Genomic DNA, 19,752 nt, shown 5'->3' on the forward strand with positions numbered 1-19,752 from the left:
CAAGTGGATAAAATCTAAATTTGTAGTTATGTTTTATTTATTTTTTTATTTTAGGTTTAAATGCAACTTTCGACGTTTATCAATTTTGCTGTTCCGACGATACGAGGTTTAGATACAGCTTCTGCGATTAGGCTAGAACTTAACGATGAACAAGCTCATCGACAAGGGCGCAATCATGTTGCGGTGGCAATCCAACAAATGGAGCTTTTAAATCAAGCTTTAAGGCAAGTTAAATATGCCTTAATTGCAGCCGGAAACACTAATCCTTTAAGGGGAATAACAGTGGTTGTCATTGGTGCTCCTATGTTTGTCTCTTGGCTTGCAAGTCAAGAATTTAATAATTTACGTTTGAGAACAATTGTTAATTTTGCGCAATCACATTTACCCACTTTGAGTGTAGCTATTTCAGTTGTTTCTACTGTGGCTTTATGGATATTTCATCAAAGAATTCAAGCGACTGCATTTTTGATTCTCACAGCGATCGGTTTTTTAGATCGTCATTGCTTTTTACCTGCGCAAGTGCATTCCCCATTAAATTATATGATGTATTCTATTAGTAATATTGCAGGAATCATTTGGGGAAATACTTTAAATCGCTTATTCTGTGTGATCAATTTAGTCTCTCCTATAGTTGATTATTTCTTTAAAAGTTACCGGAAACAATTAAACCAGGAAAATAGACAATTAAACCAAGAAAATAGCCAAACTTTAAGCCTGCCTGCATCTAGCAACCTTGAACAAAATTATCTTAAAGTTTCTCTTCAAGATCTTGAAAATTTGACAAACCAATCGCGCTATGCTGTAAATCCCATTCATTTAAAGCAAAACGTCCTTCCTTCTATCCAAGTAGATGCTAAATTAGACCAAATCTTAGACTATTTAGCAGATATTAATTGGGACAATCATCAGGTTGCTTTAAGTCTTAAATTACGCGATGATGAACGTTGGAGCGAAATAGCGCGAGGAACAATATCTGAGCAAGATTATTTTAAACAAAATCTTAAAGCTTTTATTAAAAGCATCAAAGATCGAGATATGGTTGGACCTCCTCAAAATTATCAAATGTTAGACTTCTATTGTAAATTTATTGCTCAAGAATTGCGTCACCAGGATGAAATGAGCCGGGCGGATATTCTTCTAAAATTAGGGATTGAAGGAGGGCAATATTGTGGAATTGGTAAATTTAGAGTCGTGGAAGAGGTATTTCATAGTTTAATTTCTCAAAGTGAAGCACTTCCACTGCAACAAAGAATATTTGCAACTCTCTTTTTAGAAAGAACTAGAATGTTTCAAGCAGTTTATCAAACAATTTTGACATCCAATTTGTTTAGCTACTTATTTAGTAAAATCGCCAAGATAAATGATGTGCATAATTATAACATTTGCATAAATATGTCAAAGGTTGGAACGCAATTTGGTATTACTCATCAAGCTGCTTTAAATGATGAAAATGCCTATATTCCTCCTTTTTTAAAAATTTTTCCTCTATTTGAAAAAACTCTTCGAAGACTTTTATGGGAAGGTGGGTTAGTAAACTCTTATTCTGATTCTCAATCAAATGGGCGTTGGGTTAAAAGTTTTGTGTATTTAAAACCTTATGACCAAATAACAATCATAAACCATATTCAAACAACTATAGGTACACCGCAAATTCCCAAAGCAGATATTTACCAATGGTGGTCGGAATGGATTGATCGACAAGAAGTGGAAGTAGAGAGAAAACAATCTCTAAAAGAGGAGCTTACCATGGAAGGAAAGCTTCAGGGAGAAAATTTAGAAATGAATGGAAAAATTCAAAATAAATTTTTAATTGTCATGTTGCAAGAAATGGGAGTTCTTTTAGACAGCGCTGTTGCTCCAATTTCAATATTTTGATATTTTAAACCTCACTTTTGTTTAAAAGGATTTAATTATGTCAACAAACCTCTCTGTAGGAATTGTTGGTTTACCCAATGTCGGTAAATCAACGCTTTTCAATGCCCTTACATCTAATCAAGCAGCTGCTTCTAACTATCCTTTCTGTACGATTGATCCAAATATTGGAATTGTTGATGTGGTGGATGATCGCTTAGATCGTTTGTCTGCTTTGTCCAATAGTAAGAAAATTGTCTACGCGAATATGCAATTTGTCGATATTGCGGGAATTGTTGAAGGGGCATCTAAGGGAGAAGGATTAGGAAATAAATTTTTATCAAACATTCGGGAAACAGATGCAATTGTTCATGTCGTACGTTGCTTTGAATCAAGTGATATTATCCATGTCGCGGGTAAAGTTGATCCAATTCATGACATTGAAATTATTAATATGGAACTGCGTTTAGCAGATTTACAAATGATTGAAAATGTACTGGCCCGTTTAGAAAAACAAGCCAAAACAAAAAAAGAACTCGTGCTCAGTTTGGAAACATTAAAAAAAGTTTCCGAACATTTAAATGAGAATAAACCCGTTAGAACTCTTGAATTAACAGACGAGGAAAAAGAAAGTATTGAGGCTTATCGTTTTCTTTCTTCTAAAAAAGTTTTATATGTGGCCAATGTTTCTGAAGAAGAATTACCAGAAATGGATAATGAATTTGTTCGCCGAGTTAAAGCTTATGCAGAAGCAGAGGGAAATGCTGTTATTCCGATTTGTGCTAAATTAGAAGAAGAAATTGCTCAGCTCCCTTTGGCTGAAAGGAAAAGTTTCTTAGAAAGCTTGGGCCTTCAGCAATCAGGCCTTGAGCGTTTGATCAAAGCTTCTTTTAATATGCTTGGACTGTTGACCTATTTAACAACAGGTGAAATTGAGACGCGAGCTTGGACTATCACCGAGGGAACTCATGCGGCTGAAGCAGCAGGCAAAATTCATTCGGACATTCAAAAAGGATTTATTCGTGCAGAAGTGGTTGCCTTTGATGATATGATGACTTACAAAGGCCGAGCTGGAGCAAGGGAGCAAGGAAAGGTTCGGGCTGAAGGAAGAGACTACCTTGTCAAAGATGGGGATGTTATCCTTTTTATGCATCATTAATCTTAATCATTCTAAAGGAACTATTAAGTGAACGGAGAAAAAAAATTATTATTTGTCAGCTGTGCCTCTGCGCTGGAACCTCTTTTGTTAGAAGAACTTCAAGAGCTTGGATTGACTGATTTACAAACGGGCTATCGAGGTGTTTTTATCAATCAATGGAATTGGGCGGACATTTATAAAATTAATTATGCATCACGCTTGGCCACCCGTGTTTTGTTGCCGCTTTCTCGCTTTAGATGTTTTGACCGAAAATCTTTATATCGACATATTTATGACATTGATTGGTCTCTTTATTTAAAAGAAGGAAATACATTTGCTATTGATGCCAACGTTCATCATCGCGAACTCCGTAACAGTCTTTTTGCTGCGCAAGTTGTTAAAGATGCGATTTGCGATCAGCTAAGACATAAAGTGGGCAGACGCCCTTCTGTGGATGTTCAGCAGCCTCATGTTCAACTGAATCTTTATATTCAACATTCACTCGCTATCATTAGTTTTGACACATCTGGGACTCCTCTACATAAAAGAGGTTATCGACAAGAAACAGTTGAAGCTCCTCTTCAAGAAACATTAGCTGCCGCGATACTTCGTTTAGCAAAATATTCAGCTGATAAAGTTTTTTTAGATCCTTGCTGCGGATCAGGAACTCTTTTAATTGAAGCGGCATTAATGGCAAGCCAAACCCCTCCTGGTTATCTAAGGCAAAAGTGGGGATTCATGAACCATCCTGATTATCAAGCGAATGAATGGTTAAAAGTGCGTAATCGATTAGATGAGCATCGCAAAACAATTCAGCCAGGCCACCTTTTTGGGATTGACATCAATAAAAGTGCCGTTTGGGCCACTAAAACGAATCTAAAAGCTGCAGGTTTTGGGCAAGCTGTTGAAGTCTTGCAAGCAGATTTTAGAGAGTTTTCACCGACTGTTCCACCCGATCTGATTGTGACCAATCCACCCCATGGTAAGAGATTAGAAGAAGAAGACCAACTCCGTCCTTTTTACCGTTCATTGGGCGATTTTATGAAGAAAAAAACTGCTAGGCCTGCACAAGGTTTTGTATTTACAGGTAATTTGGAACTTGCTAAAGAAGTAGGACTTGCTGCATCTAAACGACATGTTCTCAACAATGGGGGCATTGATTCGCGTTTACTTGCCTATGAACTGTATTGATCGTGATTTCAGCGGCTCATTAATCTGAATAGTTCGCATATTAAGGAACTTAAGATTTAATTTATTAAAATTTATCTGTTTTTGAGAGGATTTGCATGCAAGGTCCTGATTTTTTATCTCCGAACCTTAATGCTTATCTCAATTTAGAGTCTGACCGAGAGCTTTTTCAAGCGTTAACGAAACAGCCCCTAGATTTAATTGCTTTTTTTGAGGCCGGTTGTGAGGACGAAGCTTGGTTTACAAAACACGCTGGTTTTATTCAATTAATTATTAGATGGACTGCAAAGTCATTCTATTTGAACCAACTCCCTATCTACTACGCAGAAAAACTAGCTCACATTATTCGATCTCACCAACATCAACTTAAACCTTATTTGTTATTTCAACCTGCTTTATTTTTAACATTTAAATTAGTCATTCAAGGTCAAATTCGTATTGTCAATAGCCTTTTACTGGGTACCATTAGTCCTTTTTTTAAAGACCTTTTTATCAATTATTATCAACAACTGAAAGATCGATGGGAAATCCCAAAAATTTCTCTAGATACCTTTAATTGGATCGAGAGCTATGCGTTAAAAGAAAGTGCAGAAGAATTGTGGCGATGTGAGTCTCATGAATTAATGGCAATTATGCAGCAAGCGCAAGCTTGGAGAATTCAAGGTTTAGTGCGTGATTGTGCGAAATTACTAAAGAAGTACATTAATCAAGAAAATGTTGTTGAAAACCTCATTAAAGCGCACCGTCAATATTTTTTAGATTGGAAAGTGGTTATCAGCGAAGTTTTTAATAGTTATGGGTATGGATTAAAATTATTACCTTGCCAAAGTGAGACTGAACTACGCATTGAATTTTTAGATTTTAAACAAGAAACGTTAGATCTTTTTCATCAACTTGCCTCCTTTATCACCCATCTCACGTTTAGTGAGGATTTAAGTACAAGCCCTTACTATGGGAAATGTGTGAATGCTTGCCCAAGACTCATGGGAGCAGATTTGACAGGCTCTACTGTTTATGACAACCAGTTTGATGATTTACCAGGCTCTTTGGGTGAATTAAATCTTTCTGTTTGTGGTTGGCTACGCCCTCATCATATTCGAGAGATTGGCCACCAATTTTTAAACTTGAAAAAACTGATTTTAGATGGAAATGTGCATCTCAATTATCAATCTTGGGGAGAACTACATCGCTTACAAACGTTAATTAGTTTAAGTACAAGGCAATGTCATCAATTGACGAATGACGATTTAAAATCGATTTGTCGAAATTGCTCTCGTTTAGAAGAATTTGACGTTGAAGAATGCCGTCTTCTAACAGATCAGGGAATATTAGAAATTTTTTCTAGCTGTTCCCACCTTTCTAAATTTAATTGTAACCGTTGTGACTTAATAACCGATAAAGGTCTTTTGGAAATAGGAGTTAGGGCGCATTTGTTATCTCAACTCAGCATAGAAAGATGTTCAAAATTAACAGATCAAGGACTTCTTTATTTTCTTCGTTTAAAACCCAATTTAAAAGAGTTATCGATTAAAGGTTGTGAGTTTTCTCTTACCTGTCTTGAAGAGGTCCGACGTGAATATCCTTTTTTAAAACTGCTCGATTAATTGTTAATGGAGAGTGAGTACTATTAAAGGATATCAGATAGTGCTAAATAGGTAAGGCTATTTTAATAAACTGATCTAATTGGATAGACTAATTGTTCTAATCAGGCGAAGAAGAACAATGAGATGTACACACTGGCGGATCCGATTTGGTAAAAAAGAAGGGTGATACAAGTCAGGAAAAGCAAAATTTTCGCTGTTTAGAGTGGCAAGCAGTGGAGCGAAAATAATAAAGCTAAAATCATTGACGAACAAACAAAGAAACTTGTTAGAAAAGCTCTTTGAGAAGAGTGTCTCTTCATGAAGTTTGTAGAATTTTTGTTGTAAGGATGCCCATGGCTGCTAGATTTTAATGATTTTTTTAAGTCGTTAAAACGAAAGAAACGTATTATCGATTTGAAAAATGCCAATCCAAAAAATCATTAAAATCTAGCATGCCCGAACGTCGACCCCAAGTTATATTCAAATGTGGGGCAGTTACTAAGGATTTAAAATGCGTCAATCCAGCATTAGTGAAATTATTGCAATTGTCTAGATTTAAATGCGTTAATTTTTCTAAAATCGTTAAATGCACTAATCCTGCCTCCGTGAGAGTGAGGCACTCTTAAAGATAAAGCTCTTTTAAATTTTTACAATTTTTAACGCTAAGAGATGGGTCTCAGCCAAAGAGAAAGAGGCATTCTTTGAAAAATTGAGTCTTTCTATTTCATTTGAAAAGTGGTTTAAAATTTTTTCAAATTCGGTTAAATGGGAATCCTAGTTTAATAATGAACTTACAGTTGTAAGTTCTAAATAATTTTTAAAATATTTAATTGGTATTGCTGCGCGAAATTTAAAAGTTTTTTTAATTCTATTAGACTATCTTCGCTAGAGTTAAATATTTCATATTTTTTTAATTTATAGGCGTCAAGCAACTGTTTTTCTAAATTTTTTACAACTTTTATCAGTTGATAATAATCGGCTAATTGAAAGAAACAATAGATGCTTTCCAAAGGAACTTTAAAATCAACTACCACAAGCTCTTGTGTAGAAGTGTAAGCTCTTTAAATAAAATCAACTAAATAAATCCACACAATAACTCTTATTCTCGAATTGTTTTACTGGACCAGCAACATACCTTATTTCAGCCTTGAAGTATTAAAAGTCTAAAGTTTGAATTTTATTTTGATCAGCTTTTACAAGTTCAATATCTTGCCGAATCTGTGAACGTAATTGTTCTATATTTTCAAATTTTTTTTCAGGGCGAATATAGTGTTGAAAAATCACCTCAATGGGATCTTCCGAAAACTCTGTTTGACCAGTCAAAATATGCACTTCTAGAAGAGGAATGTTATTTTGTCTAATCGTGGGGGCAAAGCCTAAGTTGGCAATTCCTGGTAAAATTTCTTGCCCTTTTTTAATCTCAACCGCATAAACCCCAAAGGGAGGTAAGCAAAGATTTTGCACTTCTATATTGGCTGTAGGGTAGCCCATTTGTCTTCCTTTCCCAAGTCCGCTTGAAATAGTCGAATAAATAGAATAAGGACGCCCTAAAAGAGCGTGGACTTTTTTTAAATCTCCTTCTTGAACAAGCTTTCTTATAGAGGTGCTAGAAACTGCTAATCCTTCATAGCGATATTCATCTAAATAGTGAACTTCAAAGCCCCACATTTCCGCTAAGGTTTGCATCACTAAACGATTACCTTGCCTGTCTCTGCCAAGTGTTGCGTCGTGTCCCAAAATCAGATGAGAAAAGGGGATAAATTGTCGAATACGCTCAACAAAAGAAGCAGCGCTATGTTTAGCAAGGTAGTTGGTAAAGGGAATGAGAAATAAATGGTTTACATGATTAGACTCTAATAATTTTATTTTATGGGGAAGAGTACAAAGAAGTTTGGCAGGATCTTGCGGGCGTAAAACTTCAGACGGATGATTGCTGAAAGTAAGAACTGTTATTTCTGCATCAGACTGTTTAGCAATAGCTTGAACGCGCTGTAAGACAAATAAATGACCTAAGTGAACCCCATCAAAATTCCCTATCGTGAGAATTTGAGGGATTTTTTTATCGAAAACTTCTTCAAGTTTACTATACAATTTCATTGAGGAATTATTTTTAGTCGTTACGAATCAAATTTTGTTCTAAATTGGTGACGGTATGAATCTCTGCCCCATTAAGGCAATTTTCTAAACAAAAAGCTCCGCTTCGCGTGCGGGTTAAATTGGATAAATGGGCTCCACAACCGAGTTTTGTACCCAAGTCATACGCGATGCTACGTATATAGGTTCCTTTGCTACATTCGATGCGAAAATTTAAATAGGGATAGTTGTACGAAAGTAACTCCGTATGAATAGAAATTTTTACGGGCTGTCTCTCTACCACTATTCCCTGTCTTGCTAATTCATACAACTTTTTCCCTTGTTGCTTTTTGGCAGAAAACATAGGCGGGACTTGTTCTATTTTTCCTTGAAACAAAGAAAAGGCTTCTTTGATTTGTTCTAGAGTCGGAATAATATTTGATTGAGATAATACCTGGCCTTCACAATCGTAAGAATCTGTAACAACTCCTAAATAAGCTTCAGCAATGTATTCTTTATCACTCAAAAGAAATTGATCGGAAAGTCTCGTGTAATTACGACCGACTAACATCACCATGACGCCTGTTGCAAAAGGGTCTAAAGTGCCGGCATGCCCAATTTTTTTTACTCCAAGTCTTTTGCGAAGATCTCTAACAAGGCTAAAGGATGTTTTACCCTTAGGTTTATTGATAAGTAGAATTCCTTCTAAATGAGAAGGAGGAGTGCTAAGGCTCCTGTTCAAGCTGGTCACTATTGTCTCCTTGGCGGGACTCTCTTTCTTTTGTGATTTTTCCAAGTAATTCTTCAATGCGCATGTGTTTATCAACGCTATCATCTAATTTAAAATTAAGCTCTGGAAAATAGCGCATAACAACTTTTTGTGAAGCATTAACTGCAATAAATCCAGCAGCAGAATTTAAAGCTTCAATCGTTTCCACTTTCGCTTGCTCAGATCCAATAATACTGATAAATACTTTCGCATATCGTAAATCTCTTGAAATTTGAACACGAGTCACTGTGACAAGTTCCGTGACGTACGGATTCCGCACGTCACGTCTAATGACCTCTGAAATAACTTCTTTTAATAGGGAGTTGAGTCTGTCTGTTCGCTGAATAGCCATTTTTTTTATAACTCTTGAGATATATAAGTAATGTCATAAGCTTCAATGATATCTCCTTCAAGAATATCTGTGAAGTTATTAAGAAGAATACCACACTCGATTCCTTTTTGAACTTCGCGTACATCTTCTTTGACACGTTTAAGAGATGAAATTGTTCCTTTCCAAATCACTTCCTGACCTCTTTTAAGGCGTACATAGTTATTGCGGTGAATGCTGCCTTCAATAACTTGGCAACCAGCAATGATGCCGGCTTGCGAAGATTTGAAGGTTGCTTTAACAATAGCTTTACCTTTTTCTGTTTCTTGCGCAATTTTTTCGAGTAGACCAGCCATTAAGACTTTAATATCATCGATGGCATGATAAATAATATTGTGCAAACGAACCTGAACACCTAATTGTTTAACTAGAGCTTCCGCATGACTTTCAATTTGAGTGTGGAATCCAAGTACAATCGCTTTAGAAGCAGCTGCCAATTGAACATCGGATTCAGATACTTCTCCTACACCATTAAAAATAATATTAAGATCAGCTTTATCCGATTCAATTTTTAATAAGGCAACTTTTAAAGCTTCAAGTGATCCTTGCACGTCAGCTCTTAAAACAATATTCAACATCTTTTTACCTGTTGCTGAAGCTTGCTGAAGCATGTTTTCCATCGAAACTTTCTTCTTCTGCTGCAACATAAAAGTATTTTGACGAGCTCCTTCAGAACGGACATTTGCAATTTCACGAGCTTCTTTTTCGTTTTTCACTACGATAAATTCCTGGCCAGCTTCGGGTAGACCTGAAAGTCCTGTAATTTCAACTGGAGTGGAAGGTCCTGCTTCTTGCAATTCTTTTCCATATTCATCGTGCATGGTCTTTACACGACCCCATAGCAATCCAAATACTAAAGCATCTCCACGCTTTAATGTTCCATTCTGAACTAAAATTGTAGCTACAGATCCTAGACCTTTATGCATTTCAGATTCAAGAACTGTTCCACGAGCACGCATGCTTGGGTTAGCTCTCAATTCCAAAACTTCTGCTTGTAAAGCAAGCATTTCTAATAATTCTGGAATTCCTTCTCCTGTAACTGCCGAGCAATTGACTGTAATCGTTTGTCCACCCCAAGGTTCTGGAAGAAGATTCTGTTCAGCTAATTGCCTGTAAACGTTATCGGGATTAAAGTTTGGCTTGTCACATTTATTAATAGCCACAACGATGATAACATTAGCAGCTCTTGCGTGTTGAATGGCTTCAATAGATTGTTGTCTAAGGCCTTCATCACCAGCAACAACGAGGACAACAATATCTGTAACGTCTGCACCTCGAGCACGCATAGCCGAAAAAGCTTCGTGGCCAGGGGTGTCAAGGATAGCGATATCACCTACAGTCGTATGACAACGGAATGCACCAATATGCTGAGTAATGGCACCAGCTTCACCAGCCGCACGATTACTTTTTCGAATCGCATCGATTAAGCTCGTTTTTCCATGGTCAACATGACCCATGAAGGCAACGACAGGAGGGCGTAACTGTAGTTGATCGGTTGGAGATTGTTGTAGCTCTTCTCGAATACTCTTATCAGTAATCTGAATACGCTTTTCTTCTGCTGTGTCAATTGTAATTTCACATCCGAATTCTTGCCCAAGCAATTGTGCTGTTGTTTCATCTTCTAACAAGTCATTTAGTGTAACAACAATACCTTGTAGAAATAATTTCCCTACCAATTGTGATGCTTTTAATTTCATTTCAGAAGCTAAGTCTTTAATAGAAATAGGAAGACGTACCTTTAAAGAAGTAGGACGTATTGTTGTATCTTCTTGTATATTTTGGCGTTGTTTATTTTTCTTTTTACGCCAATGTTGATCTTCGTCCGAAGTTCGAAGCCCTTGTCTATCGCGTGCGTCAAATTGACGAGTTTCTGGCTTACGTGCAGGTTTAATATCCTTAAATTCTTTAAATTTAGGGGATTTAAGTCCTTTGCGAGCATCATCATCTGCAGTAAGTACTTTAGGCTCTTCAAAACCTTTACTTTTTGGCTTGATTTTGTTTTTATCAAGCTTTTCTTTGTTTGCTTCAGAAACTTCTTTTTGATTTGAGTTATTGGCTTCCAATGGGCGAGAAACGCGCTCTGGCTGAGGTTTAGGTTTTATAAAATCTCTCATGTGCTTTCCAGTCGGACCAAGTTTCTCTTGAGGTGGTAATGATTCTCGAATAGGAATATCTCTTTTCTGGTTTTGATAAACATGTGTAATAGAAGTTTTGTCCTCGACAAGTGATTTAGGCTCGGCCGGAGCAGGGGATGCAATAGTCGGTTCGATAAAAGTTGTAGGCTTGGTTTCGTTAGTTTTAATTTTTTCTGCAAATTCTAATTCTTGCGAACTGTCTTTTGAAGGCGCTTGAGAAAGCTCTTCCCCAAAAATTTCTTGACGAATTTCTGCACTTGTTTTCATGCGAGATTTTTCTTCAATGACTTTTGCAGCTTCTCTAGAAATAGATTCTTCATCTTGGGAGGTTTTAATCTCTTCTGTTATTTCCTTAGATGATTGGTCTGCAGGTGCTTCTGCAAAAGCGGATTTAGAACGAGCTCGAATTCTTGGAGCTTCTTCTTTTGGTAATTCTTCCACTTCTGTTTTTGTTGTTTTGGACGTAGATTTAGCGGCAGAGGATTTCTGGGTAGACTCCTCTTCCTTTTTCTTCGCCAACTTGCTTTTTAAACCGCTTAAATTAATCGCTTCTGCAATTTGGGCGTTTTTAATATTCAATTTTAGATTCTTGGCCAACGCTCTATGTCCTTTGTTTTCTTATTTGTTCTAAAATTTTATCTGCCATTTCAAGGCTAATGCCTGGTATTGCGGCTAATTCTTTAGGAGTTGCCGTTAGCAGAGATTTTAATGTATGATAACCAGCATCAACCAGATGGTCAAAGATTAAACTGTTGATTCCTTCAATACCTACCAAGGGTTGATCAAGAGTTGGGTCATCTGTTGCAGCCAATTCGTTTCTTTCAATTGCCATGGCACGATTATAATCTGTCATACGCTGTACCTCTAAGTCATATCCAATAAGTCGACTATTAAGGCGCGCATTCATTCCTTTTTTACCAATGACTGCTGCAAAATCATCGTCTTCTACAACAATAGAAATGATACCATCTTCTTCATTTAAATTGATCTTTCGAATTTCTATGGGAGATAGGGCATTTTGCAAAAGTTCAATAGGATCATTTGAAAAAGGAATAATATCAATTTTTTCGTTATGAAGTTCACGTACAATGTTCTTTACGCGATTGCCCCTCATTCCAACGCAAGCTCCGACAGGATCAACTTTCAAATCAGTCGAGCGAACGGTTAGTTTCGTGCGATAACCTGCATCACGAACAATCTTGTCAATAATAATTGTTCCATCACTTACCTCCGGAACTTCTTGTACTAAAAGTTGTTTTACAAACTCTGGGTGGCTACGTGATAAAATCACTTCAGCGCCACCATTTTCAGTATCTTTAACTTCGAGAACAAGGGCTAGAACTTTTTCACCCACTTGATATTTTTCAGTTTTAGGATATTCCCGGGTTGGTAAAATCGCTTCAACTTTTCCAAGATCAATAATTAAATTAGAACCTCTAACAAATCGCTTAATTGTTCCTGAAATCAGTTCGTTAATTCGGTGGCGATATTCTTCATAAATTACATCTCTTTCAGCCCCGCGAAGTTTTTGTGTAATAATTTGACGGGCTTTTTGCGCAGCAATTCGACCAAAATCTTTGGGAGTCACAACGATGTCGATAAACTGTCCAATTTCAGCATCTGGGTCAATTTCACGCGCTGCTAGTAAAGAAATTTCTTGAGAGGGAACTTCTACATCATCCACAATTTCCTTTTCACAATAAACATCAATATTCCCAGTTTTTGGATGGATAGTGACTGTTACATTGGAGGCTCCGCTCACGCTTTTACGAGCTGCTGCTTGTAAAGATTCTTCAATCGCACTGATAACAAGCTCTCGCTTAATGCCTTTTTCTCGTTCTAAATATTCAAAGATTGCAATCAGATCTTTGTTCATACTTAATGCCTCAATTCTGTAAATAGATAAAATACTTTGTATCTAAATTCTTATTATTAGACTTCGAAATTTCATTTATTTGCTAAAATCTCGAATTTAGAAACAACCTCAGTCATTACTTAGTCTATCATAAATCATTCATTCTAAAAGTAATCGACTCAATGAGAGGAGTAACTCTTCAGCAAACCTTTCGAATTCATTCTTTTCTTAAAGGGTTCTCTGCTTGTTGTTAAACCTTTAACAACGAGTAAAGAATCATTTAATTTAACTTTTCTTAATGAGATAAGACCTCCATTTAGGGAGGTCTTATCAAATAACAATTTGTTCCTAAACCAGATCAAACTAGTTTAGGAAACGGAAGAATTACTTTTCAGACTCTTGTTCTGAGCCAGACTCGTCGTCTTCATTATTTTTCTGTTCATCTTTTTTCTTGCGCTTAGCAGGAGTCACAACAATATCGTCGCGATTATATTGATTTTGATCAATTAAATATTCTTTAATCGATAAAGCAATTTTTTTGTGCTCAGGATCTAACTTAATCACTTTAGCAGTGACTTCGTCACCTTTAGCTACGACATCTTCTACTTTTCCAAATGCTTGATCAGACAGTTCTGTAACATGAATTAAACCTTCAATTCCACTATCTAACTCAACGAAAGCACCAAATGCTGTGATTTTAGTTACTTTTCCTTTAACTAAACTTCCAACAGGCATTGTCTTTTCAATAGATTCCCATGGATTTGTACTAAGTTGTTTCACGCCAAGCGTAATTTTTTTGCTTTCTTTATCTACTGATAAAATAATAGCGTCAACAACATCGCCTTTACGTAATACTTCTGATGGATGAGAAACTTTTTTGATCCAGCTTAGATCAGAAATATGAATAAGACCCTCGACACCAGGTTCTAATTCAACAAAAGCACCATAATTTGTTAGAGTGCGAATTTCTGCCTTAACAATGTTTGAAACAGGGTATTTTTTCTCAACATCATCCCAAGGATTATGCTCTGTTTGTTTAATTCCAAGAGAAATTTTTCCTTCTTCTTTTTGAACCGATAAAACAATCGCTTCAACGTCATCACCTTTTTTGACAACTTCACTTGGATCTGTAATATTTTTTACCCATGACATTTCAGAAACGTGAATGAGTCCTTCGATCCCTGGCTCGATTTCAATAAAAGCACCGTAAGGAAGAAGATTAACAATTTTACCATGAACGCGCGTTCCTGGTGGGTATTTTTGCTCGATCTGATCCCATGGATTCGGTCCTTTTTGTTTGAGACCTAAAGCAACACGACCTTTGTCTTTGTCTACACTTAAGATCATAACTTCAAGTTTTTGACCTAATTGAACCATTTCAGACGGGTGTTTAATACGCTTCCATGTCATATCTGTGATATGAAGAAGACCGTCAATACCATCTAAATCTAAGAAAACACCGAAATCTGTAATATTTTTAACAACGCCTTCACGGATATCACTAGGTTGAATGTGTTCTAATACTTCTGCTTTCTTAGAAATACGTTCAGCTTCTAATAATTCACGGCGTGAAACAACAACGTTTTTACGCTCAATATTGATTTTTAAAATCTTGAATTCATATGTTTTGCCGAGGTAATCATCAAGATTTTTAATGCGTTTATTGTCTATTTGCGACCCTGGAAGGAATGCTTCCATTCCAATATCAACCATTAAGCCGCCTTTAACTTTTCGGATAACACGACCTTTAACAATTGACCCTTCTTCACAATGCTCTAGAATGTATTCCCACTGGCGGAGGCGCTCAGCTTTTTCTCTTGATAGAACAATCTGTCCATTATCATCTTCTGCTTGATCAAGTAAAACTTCTACTTCGGCATCCAAATAAACTTGAGAGGGATCGGAAAATTCTTCAATAGGTACAAGCCCTTCAGATTTTAACCCAACATCGACAACAACATGATCTTTCGTAATCTCTACAATGCGACCTTTCAGTATGCTACCAGGGCTCATTAAAGAGTTTTCGTCAGCTGGAAGTGCTTCTTTTTGAGTTAAAAGGTTTTTAAATAATTCTGCATCTGTTTCTTGAAACTGGACATCATCAACGATGTTGCTTTCATTCCAAGTATGTTGAGGGTGTTTAAACATTTAAAGGTTTCTCCTATTTTCATATAAAAGAGATAGATTACCAGTGATAAAGAAAAAAAGCAACGAAAAGGGAATAATTTTTTAGAGAGCAAAAATAATGTAAAAGATGGGAAAATCAAAAAATATCAAATAGAAGAAGTCGAACTAATCCATGAATAATTTTTCATTTTGAATGAAATAACGAAAGTAATAAAATGATTAACAAATTTTAAAATTACTTTCAATAGTCAAAGAACATACTCAAAAATTGAAAATCAAAAGATCTTTACTCAACAGGTTCAATTAAATCAAAAATAGACAAATTTTCAATGGAATGGAGAAGTTAAAACTATTTTTAATAAAAACAAGTTATTTTGAGATCTAAATTCAACCAATTTTTTGCTTTTTTTGGAATGTTAAATCATATTATTAATTTGGAAAGATAAAAAAATTAATGATAATTAAACTGTTTCTTAAAAAAAGAATGAATGTAGATCGGTTAATATTAGTTAATATCAACTCAGTGAAGTTTCGTTGATGGCTAGTTAAAGAAATTTCTATCAACTTTATTTTATTTTCTTTAATAGAAAAATAAATTCAAATTGTTTATAATTAATCATCGGAATTTGCTTTTTGACTCTGATAAGCTAAACTAATTAAAGATCAGAAATTAGGTTCAAGTGTTTTTTATCAAAAAATAGAATACACGTAAGATTCCTCATTGTTCGATTCATATCACCCAAAATTTATGAAAACATTAGTTATGAAATTTGGTGGGGCCTCTGTAGCTTCTCCGGAGCATTTTGCTCGCATTGCTGATCTAATTATTGAACGTCAATGTGTTTTCCCACGTTTAGTGATTGTTGTCAGTGCTATGGGACAAACGACGAACGAATTGATTAAATTAGCTCATCAGGTGCACCCAAATCCTCCTCAGCGTGAATATGATATGTTAATTAGTGCGGGAGAGCGAATTAGTATGACTCTACTTGCTATGATCCTTTGCCGTAAAGGTAAAGACGCAGTAAGTTTTACTGGAAGTCAATCAGGAATTTTAACTTGTTCTCAACATACTAGTGCTCATATTATTGATGTACGTCCTCAAAGGCTGATTCAGACTTTAGAACAAGGCAAAATTGTTATAGTGGCGGGCTTTCAAGGAGTTAGTCAAGATAAAGAGGTAACAACTCTTGGAAGAGGGGGGTCTGATACATCAGCAGTAGCAATTGGAGTGGCTTTGAAAGCTGAAAAAATAGAGTTTTATAAAGATGTGTTAGGAATATATAACAAAGATCCTAAAATGTATAGCGATGCCATCTGCTATCCAACTCTTAATTATCAAGAAGCTTTGACAATTGTCAACCAAGGGGCCAAAGTTTTACATGCGAGAGCTATTAAACTTGCAGAGAAAAATGGCATGCCTTTGCATGTACGTTCATTTATTTCGAGGCATGATCAAGGAACTTGGATTACGAGTGTTGATTGTAAAAAATCGATAAATCCAGTTTATGAAATCTCTTAACAATAACATGAAAAAACGCTCTAAACTTACTATTACTCCTCTTTTTGAATTTTCCGAAAATGATGAAATAATGAAAAATAATTATCGGGAAATTATTTTACATGGATTAACAAAAGTGCTGCCCGAAGATTTTTTTGAATACAAAGAAACGGAGGAAGAAACAAGAGAGTATCAAAAGAATTTTTTTCGCCAATTAAATCCTTTGGTGACATGCTCTGATAATAAAAAAATTCCGGGCTCCTTATCTTTTTTTGCTCTATCAAAATTCCGTTCTAATTCCTTTAAGTTCTTTTTCAAAATGATTAGCCATTGGTTACTTCCAGATGAAAGTCTTAATGTCGTATTAGTTCATGCCTCAGATTTTCAATTAGCAGAGTTAAGTGGCGAAATTTACACGATTTGCGAAATTGTAGTCAGTGTAAAATCGGTATCTGAATTTGAAGAGATATGCAAACATTTTCCCATCATCAGCACAGAAATAGCCTTGGGGATGCAATCAGAATTTTATGCGCAAAAAATATTAGAAATTAAAGGATTATCGGCTGACGATAAAACAACCTCAATTCGTCGTATGATTGCTCATTTAGTTAAACGTTTTCCTCACATTTATGGGGCGGATGTGTTTACAGAAATGCAACATTTATTAGTTACATGTCGAGATGATTTTAAAGCAATCAGGCAACCTCGTCATTTAAGTCGGATCATAAGTATTCAATATTTGTTTAGAAAATCTTTAAGGGAAGCAATTAAGAAAAGATCTCATCGCCGTCATTTAAGTTTAAAAATATTTCGCACTTTTCTCGTAACGCCGAAAGGTCGTAAAAGGGTGTTAGGATTACTTGTTGGCATTAATTTTTTGAGAGAACAAGAAACATTTGGTGAAAAACATTTACTAAAAGCTATTCAGCATTATTTACCATCTTCTCAATCAGTTGAGCAATCATTTTTTATCAATAAACTTGGATCAGAAAATATTGGAATTTCCTATTTAGAAATAGAAAAAAAAGACGGCAGTGATTTTACAATTTTAGAAATTCGTAAACTGCGAAAAGAGCTTCCGCATAATTTAAAAAATCGCATTGAGCATAAACAACATCCGATTTTTATGCCACGAAATGAAGAAGAAGTAATTCGGAATATGTTGATTTTGACAAATCAAATCAAATATTTACGAGACATTCCTCAAGTGTTTATTACGTTTGATGAACAAGCTTATTCGCACCTTTATTTTACTGTCATTTTAGCACGCGTATTAAAACCAGATTCAGAAAGTTTGACAAAGTTATTTCAATCTTATGAAATATCAGTTGAATACATCCCTGATAGAACAAAAATTACAGGGCACATACGTAAAAAACATCCTAAAGAAGCGTCGGTATTTCGTTTAAAAATTTTGAAAGATGCATTTTTGCGGGCTGATCACTCAATCGATTTGTACAAAGCGAGGCAGGCTGTTGTAGGAGAGCTATCAAAGGTTGTTGGAGAAGTTAGAGACTATAATGGAGGGATGATTTCCAAGCAACATGAGCAACTTGTATTGATTCATAAATTACTTAAAGATACAAAAGATTATGACGAGTTATTATTAGAAAACTTTTTCTATTCATTAGCCCCCGATATTATTCGTACTTTAATCGATCCGAAAGCTTTCAAAATTTTGTTTTTGATGTTACTAGAAGGTTTAAAAAGCTATAAACATGAAAGCTATTATCTGAAATTTTACCATGAACCTTCTAATGCTTTTGCAATGATTATTTTAGAAGACCCCCTCGTAAAAGAAAGGATTTATAGAGCTGTTCACGATCTACATGTTCCTCATACAGAGCTTGCATACGCTTATACAAAAACAAGCGGAAATAATTGTATTGGGTATATTTGTTGTTCGCAAGATTCTAACGTAAGAGAATGTTTTTTTCAGGCAATTAAACAGGAATTACAACACTGGGAAACGAACCAACCGAAATTTCTTATGCATTAGCTTATGATTCTTTCTTATTAGTAAGCAATAATGTTAAATTCCTATCCTTTAAATAGAAGCTGTCTTTCCGCAATAGTTTTTTTATATCAACTAATTAATTTACCCAATTTCATATCTTCTAAAAATGGAGGGTTGATATATTTAAACCCTCTATAGATTAACTTAATTTAAATTGAGGAATTTATGCCAATTCTATTTGTTCGCCTTTAATAAAAATTCTATTCTTAAAAAACTTGTATTGAATAATTTCCCAATTCATTTGACGGTAAGATTGAATAATTCCTTTTTTCACTTAACAAGCCATTTCGAAAATATTTTTCAAGGCATATTTGATTGTTGATAATTTCCCGCTATAAAAAATTTCATTTTAAAAAGTACTCTCTATTTTGAATATTTCCTTCCTGTTTGTACGTTGAGCATTAATGTTTTATTTAATCATCTTAAAACATTATTCACTTTTTTCCTCCTATTGGGTATCTAGATTCAGATTCATAAAAGGGCGACTTATTAAAAAAATATATTTTGATTTGAAATTTATTAGTAGAAGCCAAAATTTGTCCAGCTAGGGTGATGAATAATGGTTGGATAAATTTTATATCATGATACCCGGTTAAATTAATTGATTGTGTGAGTAGGAGAACTTTTGCCAGTTGTGTTGAATAGATGTTAAGTGGATAAAAGGAGGAGAAACTTATTCGTAACTAAGATTTAAATGGAATTTACTTCATATAGGGAATTGGAGAAAGAATGAGAGGGAGAATTCAGTGGCAGAGAAGGGGATCTGATATACGGGTTAAATTGAAAGAAAAACTTTGAGGGATTTTAGTCTATGTTTCTTCATCCGAAAAGTTAGATTTACTAGATAGAGAATAGATAAAAGATAAAGATTGAGCTAGTATGAATGGATAGACAATTTTTTGGGATGACTCAAAATCAAATTTTATTTTCCCCTATGACAGAGGACAAGGGGTATTTTGTTTGGGAATTGAACAGGAGAGGAAAAAATGAGAGAATAGCTATAAAAACATTTTTTACGATAGATTCATTAAAATTTTGAGAATTGGTTAATTTGGCTAGAGGAAAAATGAAAATAAAAAGGAGAATTTTTATTTCCAGAAAAGTTTATATTAAACTTTTTTATTTAA

12 protein-coding genes and 2 pseudogenes are annotated in these 19,752 nt (G+C 35.2%); 7 read left to right on the plus strand and 7 right to left on the minus strand.

All coding sequences use genetic code 11. The features are described from left to right. Nucleotides 1-60 precede the first annotated feature (60 nt). From PC_RS03610 to PC_RS11095, 5 genes and pseudogenes are all read left to right on the plus strand, one after another. Nucleotides 61-1,875 (plus strand): hypothetical protein, encoded by a 1,815-nt coding sequence (locus tag PC_RS03610; RefSeq protein WP_011175301.1) that lies wholly within the window; start codon nucleotides 61-63, stop codon nucleotides 1,873-1,875. Between the two features lie 37 nt (nucleotides 1,876-1,912). After that, nucleotides 1,913-3,010 (plus strand): redox-regulated ATPase YchF, encoded by a 1,098-nt coding sequence (gene ychF / locus PC_RS03615; RefSeq protein ID WP_011175302.1) that lies wholly within the window; start codon nucleotides 1,913-1,915, stop codon nucleotides 3,008-3,010. A 27-nt stretch (nucleotides 3,011-3,037) separates the two neighbouring features. Beyond that, on the plus strand, nucleotides 3,038-4,180 hold the full coding sequence (locus PC_RS03620) for a THUMP domain-containing class I SAM-dependent RNA methyltransferase (protein ID WP_011175303.1): 1,143 nt from the start codon (nucleotides 3,038-3,040) through the stop codon (nucleotides 4,178-4,180). A 95-nt stretch (nucleotides 4,181-4,275) separates the two neighbouring features. Then, nucleotides 4,276-5,781, plus strand: coding sequence for a BTB/POZ domain-containing protein (locus PC_RS03625; RefSeq protein ID WP_011175304.1), 1,506 nt, complete (start codon nucleotides 4,276-4,278; stop codon nucleotides 5,779-5,781). Between the two features lie 118 nt (nucleotides 5,782-5,899). After that, nucleotides 5,900-6,138: pseudogene (locus tag PC_RS11095) on the plus strand (IS1-like element transposase); the annotation flags it as partial. Nucleotides 6,139-6,232: 94 nt separating this feature from the next. Here the strand turns inward: PC_RS11095 and PC_RS11695 are convergent. The 7 genes and pseudogenes from PC_RS11695 to rpsA all read right to left on the minus strand — a co-directional run. Continuing rightward, nucleotides 6,233-6,797: pseudogene (locus tag PC_RS11695) on the minus strand (hypothetical protein); the annotation flags it as partial. Nucleotides 6,798-6,915: 118 nt separating this feature from the next. Further along, entirely contained in the window at nucleotides 6,916-7,857 is a 942-nt protein-coding gene (locus tag PC_RS03640; protein WP_011175308.1) for a bifunctional riboflavin kinase/FAD synthetase, read from the minus strand. A 13-nt stretch (nucleotides 7,858-7,870) separates the two neighbouring features. After that, the gene (gene truB / locus PC_RS03645) at nucleotides 7,871-8,659 is read right to left on the minus strand and encodes a tRNA pseudouridine(55) synthase TruB (RefSeq protein ID WP_011175309.1); all 789 of its coding nucleotides are present in this window, start codon (nucleotides 8,657-8,659) and stop codon (nucleotides 7,871-7,873) included. Next, nucleotides 8,559-8,954, minus strand: coding sequence for a 30S ribosome-binding factor RbfA (gene rbfA / locus PC_RS03650; protein ID WP_011175310.1), 396 nt, complete (start codon nucleotides 8,952-8,954; stop codon nucleotides 8,559-8,561). Before rbfA ends, truB begins: the two co-directional genes overlap by 101 nt. A gap of 5 nt (nucleotides 8,955-8,959) precedes the next feature. After that, nucleotides 8,960-11,722, minus strand: coding sequence for a translation initiation factor IF-2 (gene infB, locus PC_RS03655; protein WP_011175311.1), 2,763 nt, complete (start codon nucleotides 11,720-11,722; stop codon nucleotides 8,960-8,962). 4 nt (nucleotides 11,723-11,726) lie between these two features. Continuing rightward, on the minus strand, nucleotides 11,727-13,001 hold the full coding sequence (gene nusA, locus PC_RS03660) for a transcription termination factor NusA (protein ID WP_011175312.1): 1,275 nt from the start codon (nucleotides 12,999-13,001) through the stop codon (nucleotides 11,727-11,729). Between the two features lie 363 nt (nucleotides 13,002-13,364). After that, nucleotides 13,365-15,128, minus strand: coding sequence for a 30S ribosomal protein S1 (gene rpsA / locus PC_RS03665; RefSeq protein ID WP_011175314.1), 1,764 nt, complete (start codon nucleotides 15,126-15,128; stop codon nucleotides 13,365-13,367). A gap of 742 nt (nucleotides 15,129-15,870) precedes the next feature. Here rpsA and PC_RS03670 point away from each other — a divergent pair. Further along, entirely contained in the window at nucleotides 15,871-16,629 is a 759-nt protein-coding gene (locus tag PC_RS03670) for an aspartate kinase (protein ID WP_052278709.1), read from the plus strand. A 70-nt stretch (nucleotides 16,630-16,699) separates the two neighbouring features. Further along, nucleotides 16,700-18,607 (plus strand): hypothetical protein, encoded by a 1,908-nt coding sequence (locus tag PC_RS03675; protein WP_011175316.1) that lies wholly within the window; start codon nucleotides 16,700-16,702, stop codon nucleotides 18,605-18,607. Nucleotides 18,608-19,752 lie beyond the last annotated feature (1,145 nt).

The organism is Candidatus Protochlamydia amoebophila UWE25 (genome assembly GCF_000011565.2).
Classification (GTDB): Bacteria; Chlamydiota; Chlamydiia; order Chlamydiales; family Parachlamydiaceae; genus Protochlamydia; species Protochlamydia amoebophila.